The 23,008-nt window shown below is 63.0% G+C and carries 19 protein-coding genes; 4 read left to right on the top strand and 15 right to left on the bottom strand.

What is annotated here, in order from left to right; translation table 11 throughout:
- Positions 1 to 55: 55 nt before the first annotated feature.
- The 9 genes from F2P47_RS00720 to F2P47_RS00680 all read right to left on the bottom strand — a co-directional run bounded on the left by F2P47_RS00720 (position 56) and on the right by F2P47_RS00680 (position 11,204).
- Entirely contained in the window at positions 56 to 2,314 is a 2,259-nt protein-coding gene (locus tag F2P47_RS00720; RefSeq protein WP_152214243.1) for a xanthine dehydrogenase family protein molybdopterin-binding subunit, read from the bottom strand.
- Positions 2,315 to 2,325: 11 nt separating this feature from the next.
- Positions 2,326 to 2,790, bottom strand: coding sequence for a (2Fe-2S)-binding protein (locus F2P47_RS00715; RefSeq protein WP_152214242.1), 465 nt, complete (start codon positions 2,788 to 2,790; stop codon positions 2,326 to 2,328).
- Between the two features lie 109 nt (positions 2,791 to 2,899).
- Positions 2,900 to 5,485 (bottom strand): PAS domain-containing sensor histidine kinase, encoded by a 2,586-nt coding sequence (locus tag F2P47_RS00710; protein WP_152214241.1) that lies wholly within the window; start codon positions 5,483 to 5,485, stop codon positions 2,900 to 2,902.
- A 156-nt stretch (positions 5,486 to 5,641) separates the two neighbouring features.
- Positions 5,642 to 7,039 carry an adenosylhomocysteinase gene (gene ahcY, locus F2P47_RS00705; protein WP_152214240.1) on the bottom strand — a complete coding sequence of 466 codons (1,398 nt, stop codon included), beginning with the start codon at positions 7,037 to 7,039 and terminating at the stop codon, positions 5,642 to 5,644.
- 239 nt (positions 7,040 to 7,278) lie between these two features.
- Positions 7,279 to 7,581, bottom strand: coding sequence for an HPr family phosphocarrier protein (locus F2P47_RS00700; protein WP_152214239.1), 303 nt, complete (start codon positions 7,579 to 7,581; stop codon positions 7,279 to 7,281).
- A 5-nt stretch (positions 7,582 to 7,586) separates the two neighbouring features.
- On the bottom strand, positions 7,587 to 7,994 hold the full coding sequence (locus F2P47_RS00695) for a PTS sugar transporter subunit IIA (RefSeq protein ID WP_152214238.1): 408 nt from the start codon (positions 7,992 to 7,994) through the stop codon (positions 7,587 to 7,589).
- A gap of 141 nt (positions 7,995 to 8,135) precedes the next feature.
- Positions 8,136 to 8,618, bottom strand: a complete 483-nt coding sequence (locus F2P47_RS00690) for an HPr kinase/phosphorylase (RefSeq protein WP_152214237.1) — start codon at positions 8,616 to 8,618, stop codon at positions 8,136 to 8,138.
- A 7-nt stretch (positions 8,619 to 8,625) separates the two neighbouring features.
- Complete coding sequence (locus tag F2P47_RS00685; protein WP_152214236.1) at positions 8,626 to 10,467, bottom strand: sensor histidine kinase; 1,842 nt, start codon at positions 10,465 to 10,467, stop codon at positions 8,626 to 8,628.
- Between the two features lie 32 nt (positions 10,468 to 10,499).
- Positions 10,500 to 11,204, bottom strand: coding sequence for a response regulator transcription factor (locus F2P47_RS00680; RefSeq protein WP_152214235.1), 705 nt, complete (start codon positions 11,202 to 11,204; stop codon positions 10,500 to 10,502).
- 684 nt (positions 11,205 to 11,888) lie between these two features.
- On the opposite strand from F2P47_RS00680, the gene F2P47_RS00675 reads away from it, so the two are divergent.
- Together F2P47_RS00675 and scpC are read left to right on the top strand one after the other, a co-directional pair.
- Positions 11,889 to 13,466 (top strand): phosphoenolpyruvate carboxykinase, encoded by a 1,578-nt coding sequence (locus F2P47_RS00675; protein ID WP_425500023.1) that lies wholly within the window; start codon positions 11,889 to 11,891, stop codon positions 13,464 to 13,466.
- Between the two features lie 76 nt (positions 13,467 to 13,542).
- Positions 13,543 to 15,036 carry a succinyl-CoA:acetate CoA-transferase ScpC gene (scpC, locus tag F2P47_RS00670; protein WP_152214233.1) on the top strand — a complete coding sequence of 498 codons (1,494 nt, stop codon included), beginning with the start codon at positions 13,543 to 13,545 and terminating at the stop codon, positions 15,034 to 15,036.
- Between the two features lie 4 nt (positions 15,037 to 15,040).
- Here the strand turns inward: scpC and F2P47_RS00665 are convergent, their stop codons facing one another.
- Positions 15,041 to 15,733 carry a helix-turn-helix transcriptional regulator gene (locus tag F2P47_RS00665; RefSeq protein WP_152214232.1) on the bottom strand — a complete coding sequence of 231 codons (693 nt, stop codon included), beginning with the start codon at positions 15,731 to 15,733 and terminating at the stop codon, positions 15,041 to 15,043.
- 103 nt (positions 15,734 to 15,836) lie between these two features.
- On the opposite strand from F2P47_RS00665, the gene F2P47_RS00660 reads away from it, so the two are divergent.
- A complete protein-coding gene (locus tag F2P47_RS00660; RefSeq protein WP_152214231.1) occupies positions 15,837 to 16,571 on the top strand; it encodes a glutathione S-transferase family protein in 735 nt (244 codons plus the stop codon).
- Positions 16,572 to 16,578: 7 nt separating this feature from the next.
- Here F2P47_RS00660 and F2P47_RS17560 read toward each other — a convergent pair whose 3' ends face one another.
- Genes F2P47_RS17560 through polA form a run of 4 tightly spaced genes read right to left on the bottom strand, consistent with a single transcriptional unit; the run spans position 16,579 to position 21,285 of the window.
- The gene (locus F2P47_RS17560) at positions 16,579 to 16,737 is read right to left on the bottom strand and encodes a hypothetical protein (RefSeq protein ID WP_185680877.1); all 159 of its coding nucleotides are present in this window, start codon (positions 16,735 to 16,737) and stop codon (positions 16,579 to 16,581) included.
- 50 nt (positions 16,738 to 16,787) lie between these two features.
- Positions 16,788 to 17,795 carry a hypothetical protein gene (locus tag F2P47_RS00655; protein WP_152214230.1) on the bottom strand — a complete coding sequence of 336 codons (1,008 nt, stop codon included), beginning with the start codon at positions 17,793 to 17,795 and terminating at the stop codon, positions 16,788 to 16,790.
- 44 nt (positions 17,796 to 17,839) lie between these two features.
- Positions 17,840 to 18,424 (bottom strand): hypothetical protein, encoded by a 585-nt coding sequence (locus F2P47_RS00650; RefSeq protein ID WP_152214229.1) that lies wholly within the window; start codon positions 18,422 to 18,424, stop codon positions 17,840 to 17,842.
- Complete coding sequence (gene polA, locus F2P47_RS00645) at positions 18,421 to 21,285, bottom strand: DNA polymerase I (RefSeq protein WP_152214457.1); 2,865 nt, start codon at positions 21,283 to 21,285, stop codon at positions 18,421 to 18,423. Before polA ends, F2P47_RS00650 begins: the two co-directional genes overlap by 4 nt.
- Before the next feature lie 278 nt (positions 21,286 to 21,563).
- Here polA and F2P47_RS00640 point away from each other — a divergent pair, with 278 nt between their 5' ends.
- Positions 21,564 to 22,481, top strand: a complete 918-nt coding sequence (locus F2P47_RS00640; protein WP_246176665.1) for an ABC transporter ATP-binding protein — start codon at positions 21,564 to 21,566, stop codon at positions 22,479 to 22,481.
- A 15-nt stretch (positions 22,482 to 22,496) separates the two neighbouring features.
- Here the strand turns inward: F2P47_RS00640 and F2P47_RS00635 are convergent, their stop codons facing one another.
- On the bottom strand, positions 22,497 to 22,997 hold the full coding sequence (locus F2P47_RS00635) for a PAS domain-containing protein (RefSeq protein ID WP_152214228.1): 501 nt from the start codon (positions 22,995 to 22,997) through the stop codon (positions 22,497 to 22,499).
- Between the last annotated feature and the right edge of the window lie 11 nt (positions 22,998 to 23,008).

Genomic DNA, 23,008 nt, shown 5'->3' with positions numbered 1-23,008 from the left:
AGATCGACATCACAAGAAACAAGGGCGCCGATCATTCGGCGCCCTTTTTTGTTAGTCACTCCGCTGCTTGCGCGAGTTTGGCCGAGAGTGGCGTAAGGTCGTGCTTCTTGAGCGGCAATTCACGAATGCGCTTGCCCGTCGCGGCGAAGACCGCGTTCGAGACGGCCGCCGCTATAGGCGGCGTCGCAGGCTCGCCCATACCGCCAAGCTCCGCGCCGCTCTCGATCACATGCACCTCGATCGACGGCATGTCAGACATATGCAGCATTTCATAGTCGGGGAAATTCGATTGCGCGACGGCGCCGTTCTCGATCGTGATTTCGCCACGCAGCGCCGCCGTCAGGCCGAAGATGATGCCTGACTCGACCTGCTGCTCGACCGTGTTCGGATTGATCATGCGACCGCAATCGACTGCCGCGACGACGCGATGGACCTTCAACTCGCCGGTGTGGCTCACCGAAACTTCCGCGACCTCGGCAACGATGGTCTTGAACGCTTCCTGAATGGCGATCCCGCGCGCATGGCCCTTGGGCAGCGGCGTGCCCCAACCGGCCTTCGCTGCGGCAAGTTCCAGCACGGCGAGATGGCGCGGCTTGTCCTTCAGCAGAGCGCGGCGATATTCAAACGGGTCCTTCCCCGCTTCATGAGCGAGTTCGTCCGTGAAGCTCTCTGTGAAAAATGTGTGCTGCGAATGCGCGACCGAGCGCCAGGGGCCGCGCGGCACGGGCGTCGGGCTCTCGACGGAACGGATCGACTGGTTGGCCACCGCGTAGGGAATATGCGCGGCTTCCGCTGGATCGTCTTTCGTCACATAGCGGTTGCGCCAGGCGACCGGCTGGCCTTGCGCATCCAGCGCGACCTTGAAAACACTCGTCACGGCCGGGCGATAGGCATCATGCTGGATGTCATCCTCGCGCGTATAAACGAGCTTCACCGGCGCATCGACTTCCTTGGCGATCAGGGCTGCAAAATCAATGTCGCTGGGGAAGTCGGCAAACCCCTTGCGCACGGGGATGCGCCGCCCAAAGCCGCCGCCAAGGGGCATTGGATGAAGCGTCACGTCGTCGAAGGAAAGTCCCGCGACGTCGGCAATGCGTCCGCGCGTGCCCAGCGCGTCCTGCGTGCCGACCCAGACTTCGGCCTTGCCGTCCGCCTTGATCCAGACCGTACAGTTCATCGGCTCCATGCAGGCATGGGCGAGGTAGGGCACACGGTATGTTGCCTCGACGAGTTTCGCCGCACCCTTCATGGCGGCCTCCGCATCGCCGATCTCCACGTCCTTCGCGCTGTCGCCGGCTGCAATGTCCTTGTCATGCTGCGCATAGATGGACGCGGTGGTGCGCTTGTCGTTGCCCTTGGCATCGATCTTGAGTTCGAGCGCGGCGGCGGCTTCCTTGGCGCGCCAGAAATTATTCGCAATGACTGCGACGCCCACAGGCAAGCGCACCAGTTTCTTGACGCCGGGGCGCTTGAGAATTTCCGCCTCGTTGTAGCTAACGACTTCGGCGCCGAAGACCGGCACGAATTTGATCGCCGCATAGAGCATGCCCGGCAGGTGAACGTCGATGCCGTATTTCGCGGACCCATCGACCTTAGACGGAATGTCGAAGCGCGGAATGGGCTTGCCGACGATCGTGTAGTCCTTGGGCGATTTGAGCACGGGATTGGAGAGTGGCGAAAGCCCGGACGCATCGGTGGCAAGCTCCGCGAATGTCGCGGATTTGCCCGAAGCATCGTGATGCACATGGGAAAGGCGCGCCACGCATTGCGACGGATCGACATTCCAGCGGCGGGCGGCGGCACGGATCATCAGGTCCTTCGCGGCGGCGCCCGCAACGCGCATGCCATGCTGGCCTGTCCAGCGCACGGATGAGGAGCCGCCCGTCACCTGCAGATGCATGAGTTTCGCAACGCCATACCAGGCGGCATTGTTGATGCCGGTGAGGATTGAAGGAATCGCGATGCCATCGGTGAAATTCTGACTGAGCGATTCATTGGCAAAAGCCTGCTCGGCGGGTGCCTGTTCGGCGCGCACCAGCGTCCAGTCGGCCTCCATCTCCTCCGCCGCCATCATGGCAAGTGCAGTGATGACGCCCTGCCCCATGTCGGAATGCGGCACATAAACGGTGAGCACATTGTCCGGCGAGAGCTTGAGCCATGTCGTGACGAAGCGCTCGCCTTCGCTCTGAGCAGCCTCCTTGTCCTGCAGGCTGAGACGCGAAGGGCCGGACCAGGCGTAACCAAGCAGCAATCCGCCGCCTGCGAGACCGCCCGCGATGAGAAAACCGCGCCGTGTGGGTTTCTTGATGTTCATTGCACCCTCCCTCAGGCGTTCGATAGCGAGTGGATGGCGGCGCGGACGCGCGGATAGGTTCCGCAGCGGCAGACATTGGTGATCGCCTCGTCGATCTCCGCATCGGTCGGCTTCGGCTTTTCCTTCAGCAACGCCGAAACGGCCATCAACATGCCCGACTGGCAATAGCCGCATTGCGGGACCTGCTCGGCGATCCATGCGGCCTGAATGGGCGCAAGCGCCGCCTTGGCACCCGAGGCTTCGGCCAGGCCTTCGATGGTCACGATCTCGCGGTTCTCGACGGAGACGACCGGCGTCACGCAGGAGCGAACCGCCTCGCCATCGACATGCACGGTGCAGGCGCCACAAGAGGCGACACCGCAGCCGAATTTCGTGCCGGTGAGGCCGAGTTCGTCGCGCAACACCCAGAGAAGCGGCATCTCAAGCTCGACATCGAGCGTGTGGCTGACGCCGTTGACTTTGACGGTGACGGACATGGGTTCCTCCCTTTCTCGCCTGCCATGCGCGGGCGACCTCGAACCGAATGACCGAAACTATCAAAATGGTCAGTGGTTGGAAAGAGCGAGCGTCGGAGGCCGAAAACCCTCAAGGCAGATCGGCAGGCTCCGGGGCGAAGAATACATCCGGACCGGTGACGCTGGAAGGCGACGCAGCACCCGGGGCCCGCACCGGAAGATGGCAGGTGACACGCGTGCCGACGTCCGGCGTGGATTCCAGTGTGACCCAGCCACCATGAAGTTCGACGAAGGACCGCACCAGCGACAGGCCGAGGCCCGCGCCGCGGCGGCGGTCCTGACCGGCGCGCGATTCAAAGCGGTCGAAGACGGTCGCCTGGAATTCCGGCTTGATGCCGTCGCCAGTGTCCGCGACGTAAAGCTGGATCGTGTTTTCGAGGCGCTCGGCGCCAATGGTGATCGTATCGCCGGGGCTCGTGAAGGCGAGCGCATTCGACAGAAGATTGATCATGATCTGCTTGATGCGCTTTTCGTCGGCACGGATGAAGCCAAGGTCTTGCGGCGCATCGACCTTGAGTACAACGCGGTTCTTCTGCGCAGGGCGCTGCGCGAAGTCCTCAGCGGCGCGGATAACGCCCGAAATCTCGACATCGGACAGGTCGAGCGTCATCGCACCCGCCTCGATGACGGTGAGGTCCAGAATGTCGTTCACGATGTCGAGCAGCGTGTCGGAGGATTCAAGAATGCCTTGCGTATATTCGTGCTGCTTCGGATTGAGGTCGCCGAACATCTCGGCCTCAAGGATTTCGCCGAAGCCCAGGATATTCGTGAGCGGCGTACGCAGCTGATAGGAAACGTGGCCGATGAATTCCGACTTGAGACGGTCCGCCGTTTCGAGCGCGTCGTTACGCTCGCGCAGCGCCAGCTCCATGCGGATCGAATCCGTGACGTCAACATAGGTGAGCAGGCTCGCGCCATCGGGGAGCGGCACGACCGCATAGTCGATCACCGTGCCGTCCGGACGGTTGAGGCGGCCCGTCGCCTGCGAGCGGACGCCCGACGCCATCATGATGCGCGCCTTGAGGTTGTCCGCGTCCGCCTTGTCGCTGAAAAGCGGGCGGCATGCCTCGACGATATCGTTCACATGCGGCTCTGCCGACAGCATCTCGGCCGGGAGATTCCAGATGCGCGCATAAGCGGGATTGGAAAGCTTCAACCTTCCATCCGAACCGAAAACCGCGACGCCTTCATAGAGATGATCGATCGTCTCACGCTGCACGCGGGCCAGCGTGTTGTAGGAGCTTTCGAGATTCAGTTGTTCGGTCACATTCTCATAGAGATAGATGACGCCGCCGAAGGGATGCGCCTGACCGAGAACCTTGATCGTACGGCCGTCGGGCAGATGCCAGTATTCCTCCAGCGGATCGAGCGAGGAATAGAGCTCCATGCGCACCTGTTTCCAGGCCGGGAAATTCGCCTGCTCCGGCAGGCGGCGCATGGCGCGCAACTCGTCGAGCATTTCGCTATCGGTGGGCTCGGCGTCGAGCCATTGCGGATCGAGACCCCACAGCGTTTCAAAGGCCCGATTGCGGAATTTGAGCCGCTTGTCGGGACCGCAGATCGCCACTGCCGTGGCGACGCGGTCGAGCGTCGCGGCATGGCTTTCGATATGGCGACGCAGCTCCGCCTCTGTCGCATCGAGGGCGGAGACGTCGACGGCGAGCCCGGCAAGCCCCTCTGAAACGCGCTGCTCGAAAACCTCGATGGCGCGACGCTCGCCGGCCATGATCGCATGTGCCCGTTCGCTGGCACGGTTGCGATCGAAAAGGCGGCGGCGCAGCGAGGCGAGAATATCCTCGCTCAGAAGTTCGAGGCCGCGCTCCACCGCGTCCTGTGGCGTCGCCGCATCGACGGCGCGCGCATAGGCGGCGTTCACCCAGACGAGCTTGCCCTCCTCGTTCCGCCGCCAGGCGGGGAAAGGCGCCGTCATGAGATGCTCCTCGAAGCGGGCACGGGCGCTCTCGGCCTGGCGGACGCGCTCGTTGAGGCGGCTCACCTCCGCTCGCTCGCCCGTAACGTCGCGCAGCCAGAGCACGGCGAGAGCGCCTGCGGGCCTTCCTTCCGCCTCGAAGGTGCGCCCGTCCAGCGACTGCACATGGAGTGAAAAGCGCGCACCGCGCGTTCTGAGCCGCTGCACCGCAGTGTTGAGGCGGCCCGCATTCTCTGGCTCGAGACGCGTCAGCAGATACGAGAAGTCGAGATCGCCCGAGGCCGGATCGACAAGCGTCGCGGTGGAACCGACGATGCGCGGGCGTGATTGAAACGTGCCCGGCGCGGCGCGGAGACTTTCCGGCGTCCAGATGAAAACGGCGTCGGGCTCGGCAGCGAGGATCGATTCCGCTGCATGGAGCCGGGCATCGAGGCTCGCAAGCTCCTGCTCGCGGGCAAGCGCCACGCGGCGCGCGACGCGGGCGGCGCGGAAGCCCGCCACTGCCGCCAGAACGCCAAAGGCCGCAATGCCGAGGGCACCCAGCATATAGAGGCTGACGACGGGTTCAGCCGGGACACCAAGCGTGGCCAATGCCTTGGGCAGAGTTTCCTGAAGGCTGGTGGGCACCGTATCGGCGGCGGCGGGCGCGGCCAGCAGCGCAGACCCAAGCGCAAAAACGCTCGTCCCCAACCGCAGCCTTGCCGGCGGCATTCGCATGTCCGTCATTGTCCCCGCGCCCCGTGCGACTCGCACGGTCCGATCTGCCCAACCGAAGCCATACTACATCATGTCTTGAGGCGGTGCGAAACGGCGCATCCAAAGCCGCCTCAAACAAAAAGGCCCGGCAGATGCCGGGCCTTTCGGGTTCGGCCGGAGCCGAAATCAATAGCGGTAGGCCTCGGGCTTGTAGGGGCCCGCCGCGTCGACGCCGATATAGGCAGCCTGCTTGTCATTGAGCCTGGTCAGCTTCACGCCGATCTTTTCCAGATGCAGTGCGGCAACCTTCTCGTCGAGCTTCTTCGGCAGCGTATAGACCTTCTTCTCGTAGGCATCCGGCTTCGTCCAAAGTTCGATCTGGGCGAGCGTCTGGTTCGTAAACGAGGCCGACATGACAAAGCTCGGGTGGCCCGTCGCGCAGCCGAGATTCACAAGACGGCCCTCGGCGAGAAGGATGATGCGGTTGCCGCCGGGGAACTCGATCTCGTCCACCTGCGGCTTCACATTGTGCCACTTGAAGTTGCGCAACCCCCCGACCTGAATTTCGCTGTCGAAATGGCCGATGTTGCAGACGATGGCGCGGTCCTTCATGGCGCGCATGTGGTCGACGGTGATGACATCCACATTGCCCGTCGTGGTGACGAAGATGTCGCCGCGCGGCGCGGCTTCTTCCATCGTCGTCACTTCATAGCCTTCCATCGCGGCCTGCAGCGCGCAGATCGGATCAATCTCGGTGACGATGACACGGGCGCCCGCATTGCGGAGCGAGGCCGCCGAGCCCTTGCCCACATCGCCGAAGCCGGCGACGACGCCGACCTTGCCCGCCATCATCACGTCGGTCGCACGGCGGATGCCGTCGACCAGCGATTCACGGCAACCATAGAGATTGTCGAATTTCGATTTCGTGACGCTGTCGTTTACGTTGATCGCGGGCCAGAGCAGCGTGCCCTTCTTCTGCATCTCGTAGAGGCGATGCACGCCCGTGGTCGTTTCTTCGGTCACGCCGCGGATGCTCTTGGCGAGCTGCGTGTACCAGCCATGCTTGTGCTTCAGGCGGCGCTTGATCGCGGCGTAGAGAATTTCCTCTTCCTCGTTCGAAGCCGTTTCGAGGAAGGCAACGTCGCCGCCTTCGGCGCGCAGGCCCAGATGCACGAGCAGCGTCGCGTCGCCGCCATCGTCGAGGATCATGTTCGGCGTGCCGCCATCGGCCCATTCGAAAATGCGGTGCGTATATTCCCAGTAGTCCTCAAGGCTCTCGCCCTTGATCGCGAAGACGGGCGTGCCCGAGGCCGCAATGGCGGCGGCGGCATGGTCCTGCGTCGAATAGATGTTGCAGGAGGCCCAGCGCACGTCGGCGCCCAGCGCCTTCAGTGTCTCGATGAGAACGGCCGTCTGGATCGTCATGTGGAGGGAGCCGGCGATGCGCGCGCCCTTCAGCGGCTGCGACTTGCCGAATTCGGCGCGGGTCGCCATGAGTCCCGGCATTTCGGTCTCGGCGATGTCGATTTCCTTGCGGCCCCAGTCGGCGAGGTTGATGTCCTTGACGACGTAATCATTGCTCATGGGGGCTCCTTCGAAAATGGGCTGCAGCCGGGCAAAATCCGGCCAAGGTGGTGCCTTATAACAGCGGCGCCGGGGAGGGGCAAGAGAGATATAAAGAAATCTTTATATCCATTTTCCATACCGCTTCGGCGCGAAGCGAACCGGCTTTGCGCCGCCACAAATGAAAAGGCCCGCCTCTCGCGAGCGGGCCATGGTGGGACATCGTGAAACGGCGGCGACCGCCGGCCGTTGGGATGATGTTAGTCGCGTTCGCCGAAACCGTCGGACACCAGAGCTTCCAGCGCATCGAGCGCGGCTTTGGCCTCCGGACCTTCAGCCTCGATCAGGATGCAGCAGCCAGGCCCGGCGGCGAGCATCATCAGGCCCATGATCGACGTGCCGGAGACGGAGTTCCCTTCCTTCGAGACCTTGACCTCGGCGTCGAATTTCTCTGCACACTGAACGAATTTGGCCGATGCCCGCGCATGCAGGCCGCGCGTGTTCACGATATTGAGAAGGCGGCTTTCGGGGCGGCTCGCTTCAGCCTCGGCATCTGCAGGCATAAGGTTCAGGCCCCATCGCCCGCAAGAACGCGGCTCGCGATCGAGATGTATTTGCGGCCCGATTCCTGCGCAAGATCGACCGCTTCACCGAGGCTCGCGTGATCGCGCACACTTGCGAGTTTGATGAGCATGGGAAGGTTCACGCCCGCGATCACTTCGACCTTCGCCTTGTCCATGACCGAGATGGCGAGGTTCGAGGGCGTGCCGCCGAACATGTCGGTAAGAAGAATGACGCCGTCACCGGAATCCGCGCTGGCCACCGCATCGAGAATATCGCGGCGGCGCTGCTCCATGTCATCGTCAGGACCGATGCAAATTGCCTCGACCTGCCGCTGCGCGCCCACCACATGTTCCATGGCCGCAACGAATTGGCTGGCCAAAGCGCCGTGGGTTACCAGTACTAGTCCGATCATCAATAGCCCTCTTCGCCGTCCCGGCCCAATACGCAGGCTGGATCGCCGGCCGCGCCCCCGCGGAGGGGCGTATCGTGCCTCCAATCGCGCTCAAAAGACAAGCGCATGGAGACACCCAAATACAAAGATCACGGGCCCCAATCACCGACCGAAGCCGGCGCCTCCGCCGAGGCGTCCGTCGTTTCCGGGAAAGCCCCCGACCGGGATGGTTTCCAGCGCGAGACGTACCCGGTCTGCCGCCGTCAGGTCAAATGCGTGGAGCGCGATGAGGGGAAGCTCTACCCCCTCAATGCTGAGAAAACGCGGCTCCGGCATTCGGGGCACCTCCTCCCGGGGGACCAGATCGACCGCCAGCGCCACTTCAGCCTGCGGAGCGAAGGGGAGCGGCAACAGGCCGAGGCCGCGGATTTCCAGAAGTCCCGCCAGCGCCGCGGGCGGCGAGGCGACGAGGCGGCCCTGTTCAACCTTCAAAGCCACCTGATCATCGGCGACCAACATGGCGCTCGGCCCCTCGCTGCTGATGAGCCGCAAGGCAAGATCGGACTTGCCGGCGCCGGATGGCCCCCGAAGCAAAACGGCGCGGGGACCGATCAGGACGCAGGTGCCGTGCATGAAGACTGTCATACGCCGCTCAGCTCGAGGTCGTGGGCAATTCGACGATGAACCGGGCGCCCGTGACGCCGCCATCCTCCAGACGGTTCTCGGCACAGATGGTGCCGCGATGTGCCTCGACAATCTGCTTGGAGATGGCAAGGCCGAGGCCCGAGTGTTCGCCGAAGCTGTCCGGCCGGTCGGTATGGAAACGGTCAAAGATGCGCTCGAAATTGTCGGGCGAAATGCCCTGCCCCTCATCCTCGACGCGAATGACGATGCGACCCGGCACCCGCGCGGCCGAGACACGCACGATACCGCCTTCCGGGCTGAAGGACAGCGCATTGTCGATGAGATTGCGCATGACCTGACCAAGCCGCATGTCAAAGCCCTTCACGATCATGCCCGCGCGCCCATGCGGCCCTGCCTCGATGTCGAGCACGACGCGGGCAGAGCCGCTGGCGCCCGTCTCCGTGAAAAGATCGCAGACGGTTTCGAGCAGCGTCGCGACGTTGACGTCTTCCATCTCCTCGCGCGACAACTCGGCATCGAGGCGCGAGGCATTGGAGATATCACTGATGAGCCGATCGATGCGACGCACATCGTCCTGAATGATCTGCATCAGCCGCGCCTTGGCCTTCTCGTCCTTCGCCAGCGTGAAGGTCTCGATGGCGCTCCTGAGCGATGTCAGCGGGTTCTTCAGTTCATGCGCAACATCGGCGGCGAAACTTTCGATCGCATCCATGCGGCGGTAGAGCGCATTCGTCATGTCGCGCAGCGCGCCTGACAATTCGCCGATCTCGTCGCGCCGCGCGGTGAAGTCCGGAATCTGGGCGCGGCGCGTCTTGCCCCGGCGCACGATCTCGGCAGATTCCGCAAGCCGCCGCACCGGCTCGGCGATGGTACCCGCCAGCAGAACGGAGAGCAGAATGGTAACACCCAGATCGACCAGGAAGAGCTGCATGATCGCCAGACGCTCGGCGCGCACGATGGCGTCAATGTCGCCGCCGCGCGTCGAAAGCATCAGTGTGCCGAGCACAGCGCGGTAGCGCTGGATCGGCACGGCAACGGAGACAATGAGCTCGCCGCGATCGTTGACGCGCTCCATGCTCGAAGGAATGCCGCGCAGCGCGCGTGTGACCTCGCTGTAGATCGTGCCGTTCTGGCTGCCCGCTTCCTTGTAGCGCTCGAGGTCGCGCCCGGGGAGAAGACCAAGCAGCTTGTCGCGCAGGCGTCCGAGCGGGCCGGGCGCTTCGGCGCCTGCGGGCGGCGGCAGTTCGAAGGCAACGATCTGACCAGAGGCGGTAAGCTGGCGCGAGTCGAGAATAAGCCAACCGTCCTTGTCGTAAAGGCGGGCTCGGGTCTGTGTCGGCAGGACGAGGCGGCGCAGGATCGGGGCAGCGTTCTCCGGAATGATCGGCAGCTCGCTCGCATCCTCATCGGTATCCATGTCGCCGGCAGGAACCGGGGGGCGGATGTCGCGCGGCTTCCGGCGGCGCTCCAGCGGATCGACGACCTGCGCATCCTGCGCCGATGTCGCGCTTTCGGCGATGGCGCCGGCGATGATCTCGGCCTGCGTCAGAAGGCTCTGGCGCCGCGCATCGATCAGGCCCTCGCGAAACTGATTGAGATAGAGAACGCCGCTGACCAGTACGCACAGCGCGACGACGTTGAAGGCGACGATGCGACGCGTCAGGCTGGAAAAGCGCCCGCGCAGCAGAAAGCCGCGAAACCCGTTGAAAACCGCCGCAATCAGCCGCTCGGCCATGCGCCTAAAATCGCCGTGCGGGCGCGGCGAAGTGCTGGAAGCAGCTTTCCCCTCCGGCGCGGCGGAATGCCGCACCGCCGGTGGCGGAACCTCATGCTCGCTCACGCTCGCCATTTCGGTGTCATCCGGGCGGGACCTCGCAGCCTTCAGGCTTCACGATAGCGATAGCCGACGCCATAAAGCGTCTCGATCGCATCGAAATCGTCGTCGACTTCCTTGAACTTCTTGCGCAGGCGCTTGATGTGGCTGTCGATGGTCCGGTCGTCCACATAGACCTGATCGTCATAGGCCGCGTCCATGAGGGAGTCGCGGCTCTTCACATAGCCCGGCCGCTGCGCGAGCGCCTGAAGGATCAGGAATTCGGTGACAGTGAGGACAACCGGCTTGCCGTCCCAGGTGCAGGAATGGCGCTCGGGATCGAGGACAAGCTTTCCGCGCTCGAGCACGATCTTTTCCGCGCCGCCTTCGGCGGCCACGCCTTCGACCTTGGGGCTCGCCCGGCGCAACACCGCCTTCACGCGCTCAACCAGAAGGCGCTGCGAGAAAGGCTTGCGGATATAGTCGTCCGCGCCCATGCGCAGGCCGAAAAGCTCGTCGATCTCATCATCCTTGGAGGTCAGGAAGATCACCGGCAGGTCAGACTTCTGGCGTAGCCTGCGCAGAAGCTCCATGCCGTCCATGCGCGGCATCTTGATGTCGAAGACGGCGACATCCGGCGGATTGGCGGCAAGCCCCGCCAGCGCGGCCGCGCCGTCCGTATAGGTCTGGACGTGATAGCCCTCGGCCTCGAGCGCCATGCTCACCGAGGTGAGAATATTACGGTCATCGTCAACCAGCGCGATGGTTGGCATTTGGCCCCGTCCCTTTTCAAGAGCTTCGTTTCCAACATTGTCCATCCGCGGGTCCCCTTGGGCAGGCATCGGGCCTGTGTGGCTTCATGAGCAAAGCCCGGGAAGGCTTAGGGTCGCTTTTGGCCTAAAATGTGGCGGCAGTATAAGCACTTGCGCGAAGGCACGCCATGCATCGTGCCCATAATCCGACGAGGACCGACGGCGCCGCCGCGCCACAAGCACATAGCATGAACGGCTTGCCCCGGCGGGCCGGCGCCGACGGGTTTGAGAATCATTCTTTTCGCGCCAGTTGCACCAGCAATGCCGGGCAATTATGGTGCGCGCAAATCTGAACGGGAACACCGGGGGAAACCGGGCTGCGGCGGGACTTTTGCCGGCCGCCATCACCCCCCGCAAGAACAAGCCGCATTGGCGGCGGGCCGCCCCGAGGGACGTGCCCGGCCATGCTATAATCCCGCCTTATTTCTACGGCCCTATGCGGCCGCCCAGACGACCAGGCAAAGACGACCGAAACATTTTGGAAGACGAGGCAGCAACACACCGGCGGTTCCCGAAAATTCCGGCGACGGCAGAGACTCCGCACCGGCTCCCGAACCCGAAGCCCGACACGGCGACCGGCGCTGCCAAGAGCATCACAGGAGAAAAGGTGTGAAACAGACCGGGCCCAACATCAGCAAACACGGCGTGGACAAAGGCGGCTTCAAGAATCTCGCCGCCGCCCATTGGAACTACCGCCCGGCGGCGCTTTATGAAGAAGCCGTCCGCCGCAACGAGGGCCTGGTCGCCGCCGATGGCCCGTTCGTCGTCAAGACCGGCGTTCATACCGGCCGCTCCGCGAAAGACAAGTTCATCGTTCGCGACGAGAATACCGAGAACGCGGTCTGGTGGGACAACAACAAGGCGATGACGCCGGAGGCCTTCGACCTTCTCCATCAGGACATGCTCAAGCATGCCGAAGGCAGAGAGCTCTTCATTCAGGATCTCTTCGGCGGCGCCGACAAGACCCATCGCCTCGCGACCCGCATCTACTCGGAATACGCCTGGCACTCTCTGTTCATCCAGAACCTGCTGATCGAGCCGACCCCTGAAGAGCTCGACGACTTCCTCCCCGAATTCACGATCATCGACCTGCCGAGCTTCGAGGCCGATCCGGCGAAGTACGGCGTCCGCACCTCGACGGTCATCGCCTGCGACTTCACCAAGCGCATCGTGCTCATCGCCAACACCTCCTATGCCGGCGAAATCAAGAAGTCCGTCTTCTCGATGCTCAACTACGAGCTGCCGCCCAAGCGCGTCATGCCGATGCACTGCTCGGCCAATATCGGCCCCAAGGGCGACACGGCGGTCTTCTTCGGCCTCAGCGGCACCGGCAAGACCACCCTTTCGGCCGATGCCTCGCGCACGCTCATCGGCGACGACGAGCACGGCTGGTCGGAAAACGGCGTCTTCAACTTCGAAGGTGGCTGCTATGCGAAGATGATCAAGCTCTCTGCTGAAGCCGAGCCCGAGATTTATGCGGTGACGAAGCGCTTCGGCACCGTGCTCGAGAATGTCGTCATGGACGAGGAGACCCGCGAGCTCGACCTCGACAGCGCCGCTCTCGCCGAGAACAGCCGTGGCGCCTATCCGCTCTCCTTCATCCCGAATGCGAGCGCGACCGGCACCGGCGGCCATCCGAAAAACATCATCATGCTGACGGCTGATGCCTTCGGCGTGCTGCCTCCCATCTCGAAGCTGACGCCGAGCCAGGCCATGTATCACTTCCTCTCGGGCTACACGGCGAAGGTCGCCGGCACCGAGAAGGGCGTGACGGAGCCGGAAGCGACCTTCTCGACCTGCTTCGGCGGGCCGTTCATGTCGCGCCACCCCACCGAATACGGCAACCTGCTCCGCGCCCTCATCGCCGAGCACAAGGTCGACTGCTGGCTCGTCAACACGGGCTGGACGGGCGGTGCCTATGGCGTCGGCTCGCGCATGCCGATCAAGGCGACGCGCGCGCTGCTCGCCGCTGCTCTCGACGGGTCGCTCGCGACGGTGGAGTTCCGCACCGACAGCAATTTCGGCTTCAAGGTGCCGGTCAGCGTTCCCGGCGTCGACACGAAGATCCTCAACCCGCGCGAGACCTGGGCCGACAAAGCCGCTTACGACGCGCAGGCGCAGAAGGTCGTCGGCATGTTCATCGAGAACTTCGCGAAGTTCGAGGATCATGTCGATCCGGAAGTCCGCGCAGCGGCCCCGGCGCTGACCCGCGCCGCGGAGTAACCCTGACCGCTGCCTGAAATAAAGAAGCCCGGACCGAAAGGTCCGGGCTTCTTGCTTTTTAGTTCATGGGACGAAAATGTATCGCGATCGCATTCGCAACGCCGGCCTCTATAATCGCATCGTCACCGCCGACGAAGCAGCGCTTCTCATCCGCGACGGCATGACCGTCGGCATGAGCGGCTTCACGCGCGCCGGCGAGGCCAAAGCCGTTCCGCTGGCACTTGCCGAACGCGCCAAACGCGAGCCCATGAAGATCACGCTGATGACGGGCGCCTCGCTCGGCAATGATCTCGACAAGACGTTCGCCGAAGCCCACCTGCTCTCGCGGCGGATTCCTTTCCAGTCCGATCCGGGCCTGCGCAAGGCGATCAATGCCGGCGAGGTGATGTTCGTCGATCAGCATCTCTCCGAGACGGTCGAGATGCTGCGCACCCATCAGCTCCCCGATATCGATATCGCCATCGTCGAGGCCGTCGCCATCACCGAGACGGGCGGCATCGTGCCGACGACGTCGGTCGGCAATTCGGCGAGCTTTGCCATCCTCGCGCCCAAAGTCATCGTCGAGATCAACCTCACCCAGCCGCTGCTGCTGGAGGGCTTGCACGACATCTACATTCCGACGAAGCGGCCCCATCGCGAACCGATCCCCATCGTCGCGCCGGAAGGCCGGGCGGGCCTTCCCTATATTCAGATCCCGCCGGAGAAGATCGCTGCCATCGTCATCACCGAGAAGCTCGATAGCTCCGCCAAGGTGACACCGCCCGATGACGAGACGCGCGCCATTGCCGGCCACCTGATCGAATTTCTCAGGCACGAAGTGAAGATGGGCCGCATGGGCACGGATCTCCGTCCGCTTCAGGCGGGCATCGGCTCGGTCGCCAACGCCGTTCTGCACGGACTCATCGACTCGCCATTTCATGACCTCAAAATGTATTCGGAGGTCTTGCAGGATTCGACCTTCGATCTCTTCGACGCGGGCAAGCTCGTCTTTGCTTCCGCGTCGTCGATCACGCTGTCCGCCGAAAAGCACGACGAAGTCATGCCGAATATCGGCGCCTATAAAGGCCGCCTTCTGCTGCGCCCGCAGGAGATCAGCAATCATCCGGAAGTGGTGCGTCGTCTCGGCGTCATCGCCATCAACACGGCGCTCGAATTCGACATCTATGGCAATGTCAACTCGACCCATGTCGGCGGCACACACATGATGAACGGCATCGGCGGTTCAGGCGACTTTGCGCGCAACGGATTTCTGTCGATCTTCGTCACCAAATCGACGGCGAAGGATGGAAAGATTTCAAGCGTCGTGCCGATGGTCAGCCATGTCGATCATACGGAACATGATGTCGGCATCCTGATCACCGAACAGGGTCTTGCCGATTTGCGCGGCCTGGCGCCGCGCGAACGCGCCGCCCTCGTCATCCGGAATTGCGCTCACCCCTCCTATCGCGACGCTCTGGCCGACTATTACACCCGCGCGGCCGCGCGCGACGGGCACACACCACACGTCATCGAGGAAGCGCTCTCCTGGCATGCGGCGTTGCGCGAGCGCGGCACGATGATGAAGGACTGAACGCCTAGCGCGAACGAGGCATGTCCGGCCGGGCGTAAAAATCCTCGATCGTCTTTCCCGTTTCGTCGCGAAATGTCTCATCGCTCAGCTTGAGTGTGGCTATACGCTCGATACGGAAGGTGCGGAAATCGCGGCGCAGTTCACACCAGGCCGCAAGCATCCAGAACGGACCGAAAAAGGCCAGGCCTAGCGGGCGCACAGTGCGGCTGGTGCGCTCATCGGACAGCGCCGCGTAATCCATGACGAGCTTTCGCTGGTCGCGGATGGCGCGGCGAATAGGTGTGAGGTGCTTGTTGAAAGCATCCATGCCACGCGCCGGCGCGACGGTGACGCGGCTCGTCTCGGCTATTCGTGTCAGCCGCTCGGGCAATATCGCCGTGATCCTGGCAAGCGCCGCATCGGCGGCTTGCGTAAAATTCGCATCGCCCCAGGCCCTGACCATGCGCGCGCCGAGAACCAGCGCCTCGATTTCATCTTCCGTGAACATCAGAGGCGGCAATTCGTAGCCAGCGCGCAACACATAGCCGAGGCCCGCCTCACCCTCGATGGGCACGCGGCTTGCCTGCAAATCGGCAATGTCGCGATAAATCGTACGTACGGAGACCTCCAGCTCCGCGCCAAGCTCCTGCGCGGTCACCACGCGCTTGTTGCGGCGCAGAAACTCGATGATGTCGAACAGCCGGTCGGCGCGACGCATCGCAATCTCCCTTCACACATTCAAGTGTCGCAGATCTCTGCTGACGGCATGGTGTCAGTAGCCTGTCAGTATAAGGGGGAAAGACAACAGAGGAGAGAGCACCATGATCCGTCTTTACCAGTTCCCCCCGACCCTCAAGGGCACGCCCAATGCCAGCCCATTCTGCGTCAAGCTCGAATGCGCGCTTCGGCTTTCCGGCCTCGCCTATGAGACAGAGCTGGTTCCCAATCCCGCCGCCGGGCCCAAGCACAAGGTTCCCTTCGTCGAAATCGACGGTGAGCGCGTCGGCGATTCGGCGCTCATCCTCGACCTTCTGAAGTTGCGTCACGGGCTTGACCTCGATCGCGGCCTCAACGCACGGCAGCGGGCCGAAAGCCACGCCCTGCAGCGCATGATCGAGGAGCGGCTCTATTGGGTGATGGTCTACAGCCGCTGGATGGAACCGAAAGGCTGGGATGTCATCAGGCCGCTCTTTTTCGCGGCGCTACCCTGGCCGATGCGCAGGCTCATCCCCCATATGGCGCGGAAGACGGCGCGGCAGAAGCTGGACGGTCATGGCATCGACAGGCATACGCGCGAGGAAGTCTACGCGCTAGGCGCGCATGACCTCGCCGCGCTCTCAGCCTTTCTCGGCGACAATCCATTCCTCTTCGGCGAAGCGCCGACGCTTGCCGATGTCACGATGTATGGGTTTCTCGTGAACATCATCGGTCCGGACATCGCGAGCCCGCTGAAGGACGCTGCACTCGGCCATACGAACCTCGTCGCTCACACGGAACGCATGGGCGAGCTCTTTGCCTCGACACGGCTGCCGCGCCGGTTCAAGGCTGCCGCCTGATCGCCAGTCAGTGCTTTTTCTTTTGCTGGCCGGCAGCGTGTTTCGGCTCGCCCGCATGGGTGCCCGTCCAGGGGGGCGGGTCACTTGCCGGAAAGGTCTCTTCGCCGGCCTCGTCGACGATGTCGTTCTTTTGCGGCGCAGGTTTCTTCTTGTCGGAGTTCGGCATGGGAACCTCCTCTTCTCACAAATATGAGATGAGGCATCGTCTCGCGCTTTTCACCCCATGACGAGGCCTAAAATGCGCTCTACCACCGCACCACCGAGCCAGGAGCCGAGCGGCAGCGCGAGATAGAGGGCAAAGCGGAAGACGGTCGGCATGTCGAGTGGCCATTCACGCACCTCTTCGACACGCTCTTCCAGCGCCAGAAGGGCGGAAAGCCGGGACGCGGCGCGGTCGCCTTCAGTGCCCGGCCTTTCGAAAGCCGCGCGCGTCTCCACAATCTCGCGGCGGAGCCGCGCAAGCTCCATCTTCTTCGCATTGTCGATAAGCCTGTGCACACGCCACATGGGCCAGGCGAAGACGATGGTGGCGCTCGCGACGAGCCCTGCGATCAACGGCCAGAAAAGTTCCGTCGAGCGCTGACCGAGAAGAAGCAGCAATACGATGGTACCTGTGAGAAGCCATGGCAGGGCGCCGCGCAATGCTATGCGACCAAAGCCGTCGAGCTTTGAAATATCGAGAAGGTCGATCTCCACGCGATGATCGAGATCGCGCACGAAGACTGTCGTATCCATGCGCACGAAAGAAAGGCTGCGGAAAATCTCGGTGAAAAGACCAAGGGTCATGACAAAGAACCAGGCGTTGGTAAGTGTCATGTTTTTGGGCCAGACGGCGTGACCCTCGGGACGATAGACGAGCAGGTAGAAGACAATGCCCGCCGCCGCACCGAGAAGGCCGAAAAAATGAGCGCGACGATGCGCGGCGCGCGTCGGCCCGCGCTCAAGCTCGGCGAGCCTTTCAGTGCTCATCGAAACGCCGAGCTTCGAAAGCTTCCAGGCTTCCGCCAGATTGGCGCTCCGCGTGTACTGGCCGAGGCTGATGATGGTCCACCAGAGCAGCGCCATGCAGAGCGCGGTCCATGCGTCGGATGAAAGCGTCGGATCGCCCGTGCGGTCGATGACAATGTTGAGGCCATTCCAGAGCGCGCACGACACGAAGCTCAGATAGAGAAGCACCGCGATGGCGGCGCCCGTCCAGAAGAGATTGAGGGGCGAGGCAAGCACAAGCCGCGTCTCCCACCCGAAACTTCTGTCTTCTCCCTTGGCTCTCATCGATGTGGTTCGCATTCCTGTCTTGGTCTCGGAATGAAGCGTATCAGGTCCAGCTTCCCGCCTGTCCATTTGAAAAAGGACCAACCCTCCCGCCGCTCGTCTTCATTGATTGCACCAAGTGTAATCAGGAGATCGCTGTCGAGACGGAATCGAAGACCCGTATATTCCGCCTCCTCGCCATCGACGCCCTGTACATGGGCCGTCGCGATGTTGTGAATGCCCGCGGGAAAGAAGACCTCGCCGGTCCGTGCGTCGACGATCGCAAATTGCAAGCAGCTACTCCCGCAGCCCCAGCCCACGATGGTGTATTGGCCCGCGAAATTCGGTCCCTTGGTGGCGCCCTCCTTCAGGACGCTCCGATAGAGCTTCGCCTGCGTATCTTCGTCTATCCTCGCCGACGCAGGCCGTCCGAGCTTGAGCACGGCCACTTGGTACTCGTCGAAATGCGGCGGGTTGAATCGATTCGCATCTTGCAGCGAAAAAAGTGGCGGACATTCTTCGGCTCCGACGGGCGTGCAGAGTGCCGCGATACCGATCGCCAACACGGCCATGCCAGCGGAGCGCCACCAAACCATCTTCAATGCGCCTCGTCCCAATTATTTGCCGCACGCGCCTCGACGTCGAGCGGCACGGAGAGCTTGACGGCAGGCTCCGCGGCATCCGCCATCACCTTCGCGACGAGCGCGCAAGTCTTCTCCGCCTCGTCGTCGGGCGCTTCGAAGATCAATTCGTCATGCACCTGGAGAAGCATGCGCGCCGAGAGCCTCGCGTCGCGGAGCGCATCTGGCATGCGGATCATGGCGCGGCGGATGATGTCGGCGGCGGCGCCCTGAATGGGGGCGTTGATGGCGGCGCGTTCGTTGAAGGCGCGCTCGGCCGGGTTCTTCGAGTTGATGGCGGGCAGATGCACGCGGCGGCCGAAGATCGTCTCGACGAAGCCATGTGTATGCGCCTGCTCCTTCGTCGTCTCCATATAGGCGCGGATGCCAGGGAAGCGCTTGAAATAGCGGTCGATATATTCGCCCGCCTCCTGACGCGGAATGCCGAGCTGGTTCGCGAGACCGAAAGCCGAAATACCGTAGATGATACCGAAATTGATCGCCTTGGCGCGGCGGCGCACCGACGGGTCCATCCCCTGGACCGGCACGCCGAACATTTCGGAGGCCGTCATGGCGTGAATGTCCATGCCTTCCGCAAAGGCCTTCTTCAACGCGTCGATATCGGCAATGTGCGCGAGAAGCCGCAACTCGATCTGGCTGTAGTCCGCCGAAATGAGCTTGTTGCCCTTTTCCGCAATGAAGGCCGTGCGGATCTTGCGGCCATCCTCGGTACGAACCGGGATGTTCTGCAAGTTCGGATCGCTCGACGAAAGTCGGCCCGTGGACGTTGCAGCGAGTGAATAGCTTGTATGGACGCGGCCCGTCTCGGGATGGATGAAAGAAGGAAGCGCGTCGGTATAGGTGCTTTTCAGCTTCGACAGCCCGCGCCAGTCGAGCACCCGGCGCGGCAGATCGTGGCCTTGCACGGCGAGTGCTTCGAGCGCGTCGGCGTCGGTCGACCAGGCACCGGTCTTGGTCTTCTTGCCGCCTTCATGGCCCATCTTGTCGTAGAGGATTTCGCCGAGCTGCTTGGGCGAGCCGATGTTGAAGCGGTGGCCCGCAAGCTCGTAAATCTCTTCCTCGTATTGCGCCATCTTCTGCGCGAAGTCGCCGGAAAGCCGCGCCAGCACATTGCGGTCGACCTTGATGCCTGCGCGTTCCATATCGACAAGCACAGGCACGAGCGGACGTTCAAGCGTTTCGTAAACGGTCAGGCGATGCTCGGCGACGAGGCGCGGGCGCAGCACATGAAAGAGGCGGAGCGTCACATCTGCATCTTCGGCGGCATAGGCCACGGCCTTGTCCACCGGCACCTGATCGAACGTCACCTGCGCCTTGCCGCTCCCTGCGACTTCCGAATAGGGAATCGGCTTGTGGCCGAGATGAAGCTCGGAAAGCTCGTCCATTCCGTGACCGTGGAGTCCGGCGTCGAGCGCATAGGACATGAGCATCGTGTCGTCGTGCGCGGTGAGCGAAAGCCCATGCTGCGCGAAGACCGTGAGATCGTATTTGAGGTTCTGGCCGACCTTGAGAATCGAGGGATCCTCGAAAAGCGGCTTCAACGCGGCGAGGGCATCCTTCATCGGAATCTGCTGCTGCGTCGCCGCGTTGTCGAGATCTAGATTGCCGCCGCTTCCATGCTGCAGCGGCACATAGCAGGCAAAGCCCGGCTCGTAGCAGAGCGAAAAGCCGACGAGCCGCGCCTGCATCGGATCGAGCGAATCCGTCTCCGTATCGACGGCGACGATTCCTGCCTCGCATGCGCGCGCGATCCACTCCTGAAGTTCGGCAAGTGTCGTCACAGCGACATGGCGCGCATCCTTGAAGGAACGATCGAGGCCCGCAAGCGTCGCGCCGGGAGCGCCACCAATCTTCGACGGCGCCATCTCCACCCGGGTGGGCTTTTCTTCGCCCGCAGGATGCGACGGGTGCTCGCCCGCGGGCGCCACCTTGTCGACATCGACGCCGAAGCGTTCGCCAACACGGCGCGTCAACGTCGTGAATTCCATGTCCTTGAGAAAGGCGATGAGCTTTCCCGGGTTGGGATCATGAATGCCCATCGCTTCGACAGGCACGTCGATGGGCACGTTCTGATCGAGCGTGACAAGCTGCTTCGAAATACGCGCAAGCTCCGCATTCTCGATCAGCTTTTCGCGGCGCTTCGGCTGCTTGATCTCGGAGGCGCGGGCGAGCAGCGATTCCAGATCGCCATATTCATTGATGAGTTCTGCCGCCGTCTTGATGCCAATACCGGGAACGCCGGGCACATTGTCGACGCTGTCGCCCGCGAGCGCCTGCACGTCGATGACCTTTTCCGGCGGCACGCCGAATTTCTCGATCACTTCGGCGTGGCGGATCGTCTTCATCTTCATCGTGTCGAGCATGTCGACATCGTCGGAGACGAGCTGCATCAGATCCTTGTCGGACGAGACGATGGTGACGCGCGCGCCCGCTTCCCGCGCCAGCCGCGCATAGGTGGCGATGAGGTCGTCGGCCTCGTAATTCAGCATCTCGATCGATGGCACGGAGAAGGCGCGCACAGCGTCGCGCACCAGCGCGAATTGCGGACGCAAATCCTCCGGCGGCTCGGGGCGCTGCGCCTTGTAGAGCGGATAGATGTCGTTGCGGAAAGTCTTGCCCGAGGCATCGAAGATGACGGCGAGATGCGTCGGCTCGAACTCGTCCTTCGTATCCTCGATGAGCTTGTAGAGCATGTTGCAGAAGCCCGCGACGGCGCCAGTCGGCAACCCGTCGGACTTGCGCGTCAGCGGAGGCAAGGCGTGGTAGGCGCGGAAAATATAGCCCGAGCCGTCGACCAGAAAGAGATGGTCGCCCTTCTTCAGGGGTCTTTCCGTCGCTTTTTCTGCCGGTCCGCTCTTCGCCACGCCAATCGCCTTCCTATATTCAACTCGAAGGGCCGCATCATAGCGCCTCCGGGCAAAGCCCAAAGCCCTCGATTTGACCCCGTTCGACGGCCGGTGCTACCAGTGTCGGGCCGATACATAAAGAGCCGCCAATGGCCGAAATCCTGCCGACAGAGTCTTTGCCTTCCAGAGCCATGACCACACCGGGCGCGCCCTCGCCGGAAACGTCCGCGCCTTGTGCGATCGAGGTCCGGTCCTTGCGCAAGATTTACAAGGCGAGCAACGGGCAGCCGGCCAAGGAAGCGCTGAAGGGCATCGACATCTCCGTGCCGCGCGGCTCAATCTTCGGCCTTCTCGGCCCCAATGGCGCCGGCAAATCGACGCTCATCAACATTCTCGCGGGCCTCGTCGTCAAAACCTCGGGCACGGCCACCGTCTGGGGCTTCGATATCGACGCCAATCCGCGCCAGGCACGGGCCTCCATCGGAGTCGTGCCGCAGGAACTCAATATCGATCCCTTCTTCACGCCCGCCGAGGCGCTGGAGCTTCAGGCGGGCCTTTATGGTGTGCCGAAGCGCGAGCGGCGAACCATGGAAATCCTCCGCGCCATGGGTCTCGAGGACAAGGCCGATGCCTATGCGCGCACGCTGTCGGGCGGCATGAGGCGGCGGCTCCTCGTCGCCAAGGCGATGGTTCACAACCCGCCGGTGCTGGTCCTCGACGAGCCGACGGCGGGCGTTGACATCGAGCTCCGCAAGCAGCTTTGGGACTACGTGAAGCAGCTCCATGCCAACGGCACGACCATCGTGCTGACGACGCATTATCTCGAGGAAGCGCAGGAGCTCTGCGACACCATCGCCATCATCGACAAGGGCGAAGTCGTCGCCTGCGAGCCGACGCAGACGCTTATCGGCCGCGTCACCGACAAGAAGCTCATCATCCGAACCGTCTGGCCGGTGACACCGGAAAGAGCGGCGATCGAAGGCCTCCGGACCGAGATCACGCCGAGCGGTGCACTCGCCATCCTCTATAATCCGGTCGAAGCGGGCGTGATGGACATTCTCGACCGCGTGCGCGCGAGCGGCTTCGAGATTGTCGACATCTCGACCGAAGAGTCCGACCTCGAGGATGTGTTCCTGCAACTGACGGGAACGCAACGCGCCAAAAGCGCCTGAGCGGAAACGCGCAGCTCAAGCCGAGGCGCGCTTCACCAATTCGCCCATCGCCATTTCAACCCGCGTGCCGCCAAGCGTCAGCGGCATGAAGACGGCCTCGATCTCGGTCGGCCCGCGCTCCTCATCGAAAACAGCCTGACCATGAAGCCGAAGCGGGCGGCGCAACTCGCAGACGACGCCCAGCACCTTGGCCAGCGCCGACGAGGCCTTTTCGGAGAGCCCCTGCTCAAGCGTCCGCCCCGTGAAATCGGCGGCAAAAAGCTCGTTCAGCGCCGTCCCCATCAGCCGCACATGAAAATGGGCCGGGTTTACCGCAGGCAGCTCCGCCCCGATCAGGAAGACCGAGGGAAGATGGCTGACGATCTCGGCCGGACTCACATCAGCCCGGGACGGCATGGCGCGCCCGGCGCGCTTGCCGTTCCAATAGGCCAGCAGCTCGCGCAGCCTCGAATCCTGGAGGTCGAGAAGCGGATCGAGAAAAATATCGAAAGGAGAAAGCCGCAAATGCGCCGACATCAAAGCCCCAG

This window comes from Parvibaculum sedimenti, from assembly GCF_009184905.1.
Taxonomy (GTDB): Bacteria; Pseudomonadota; Alphaproteobacteria; order Parvibaculales; family Parvibaculaceae; genus Parvibaculum; species Parvibaculum sedimenti.
The sequence above is the reverse complement of the archived record's forward strand: the minus strand, read 5'-3'. Positions and strand labels throughout refer to the sequence as shown.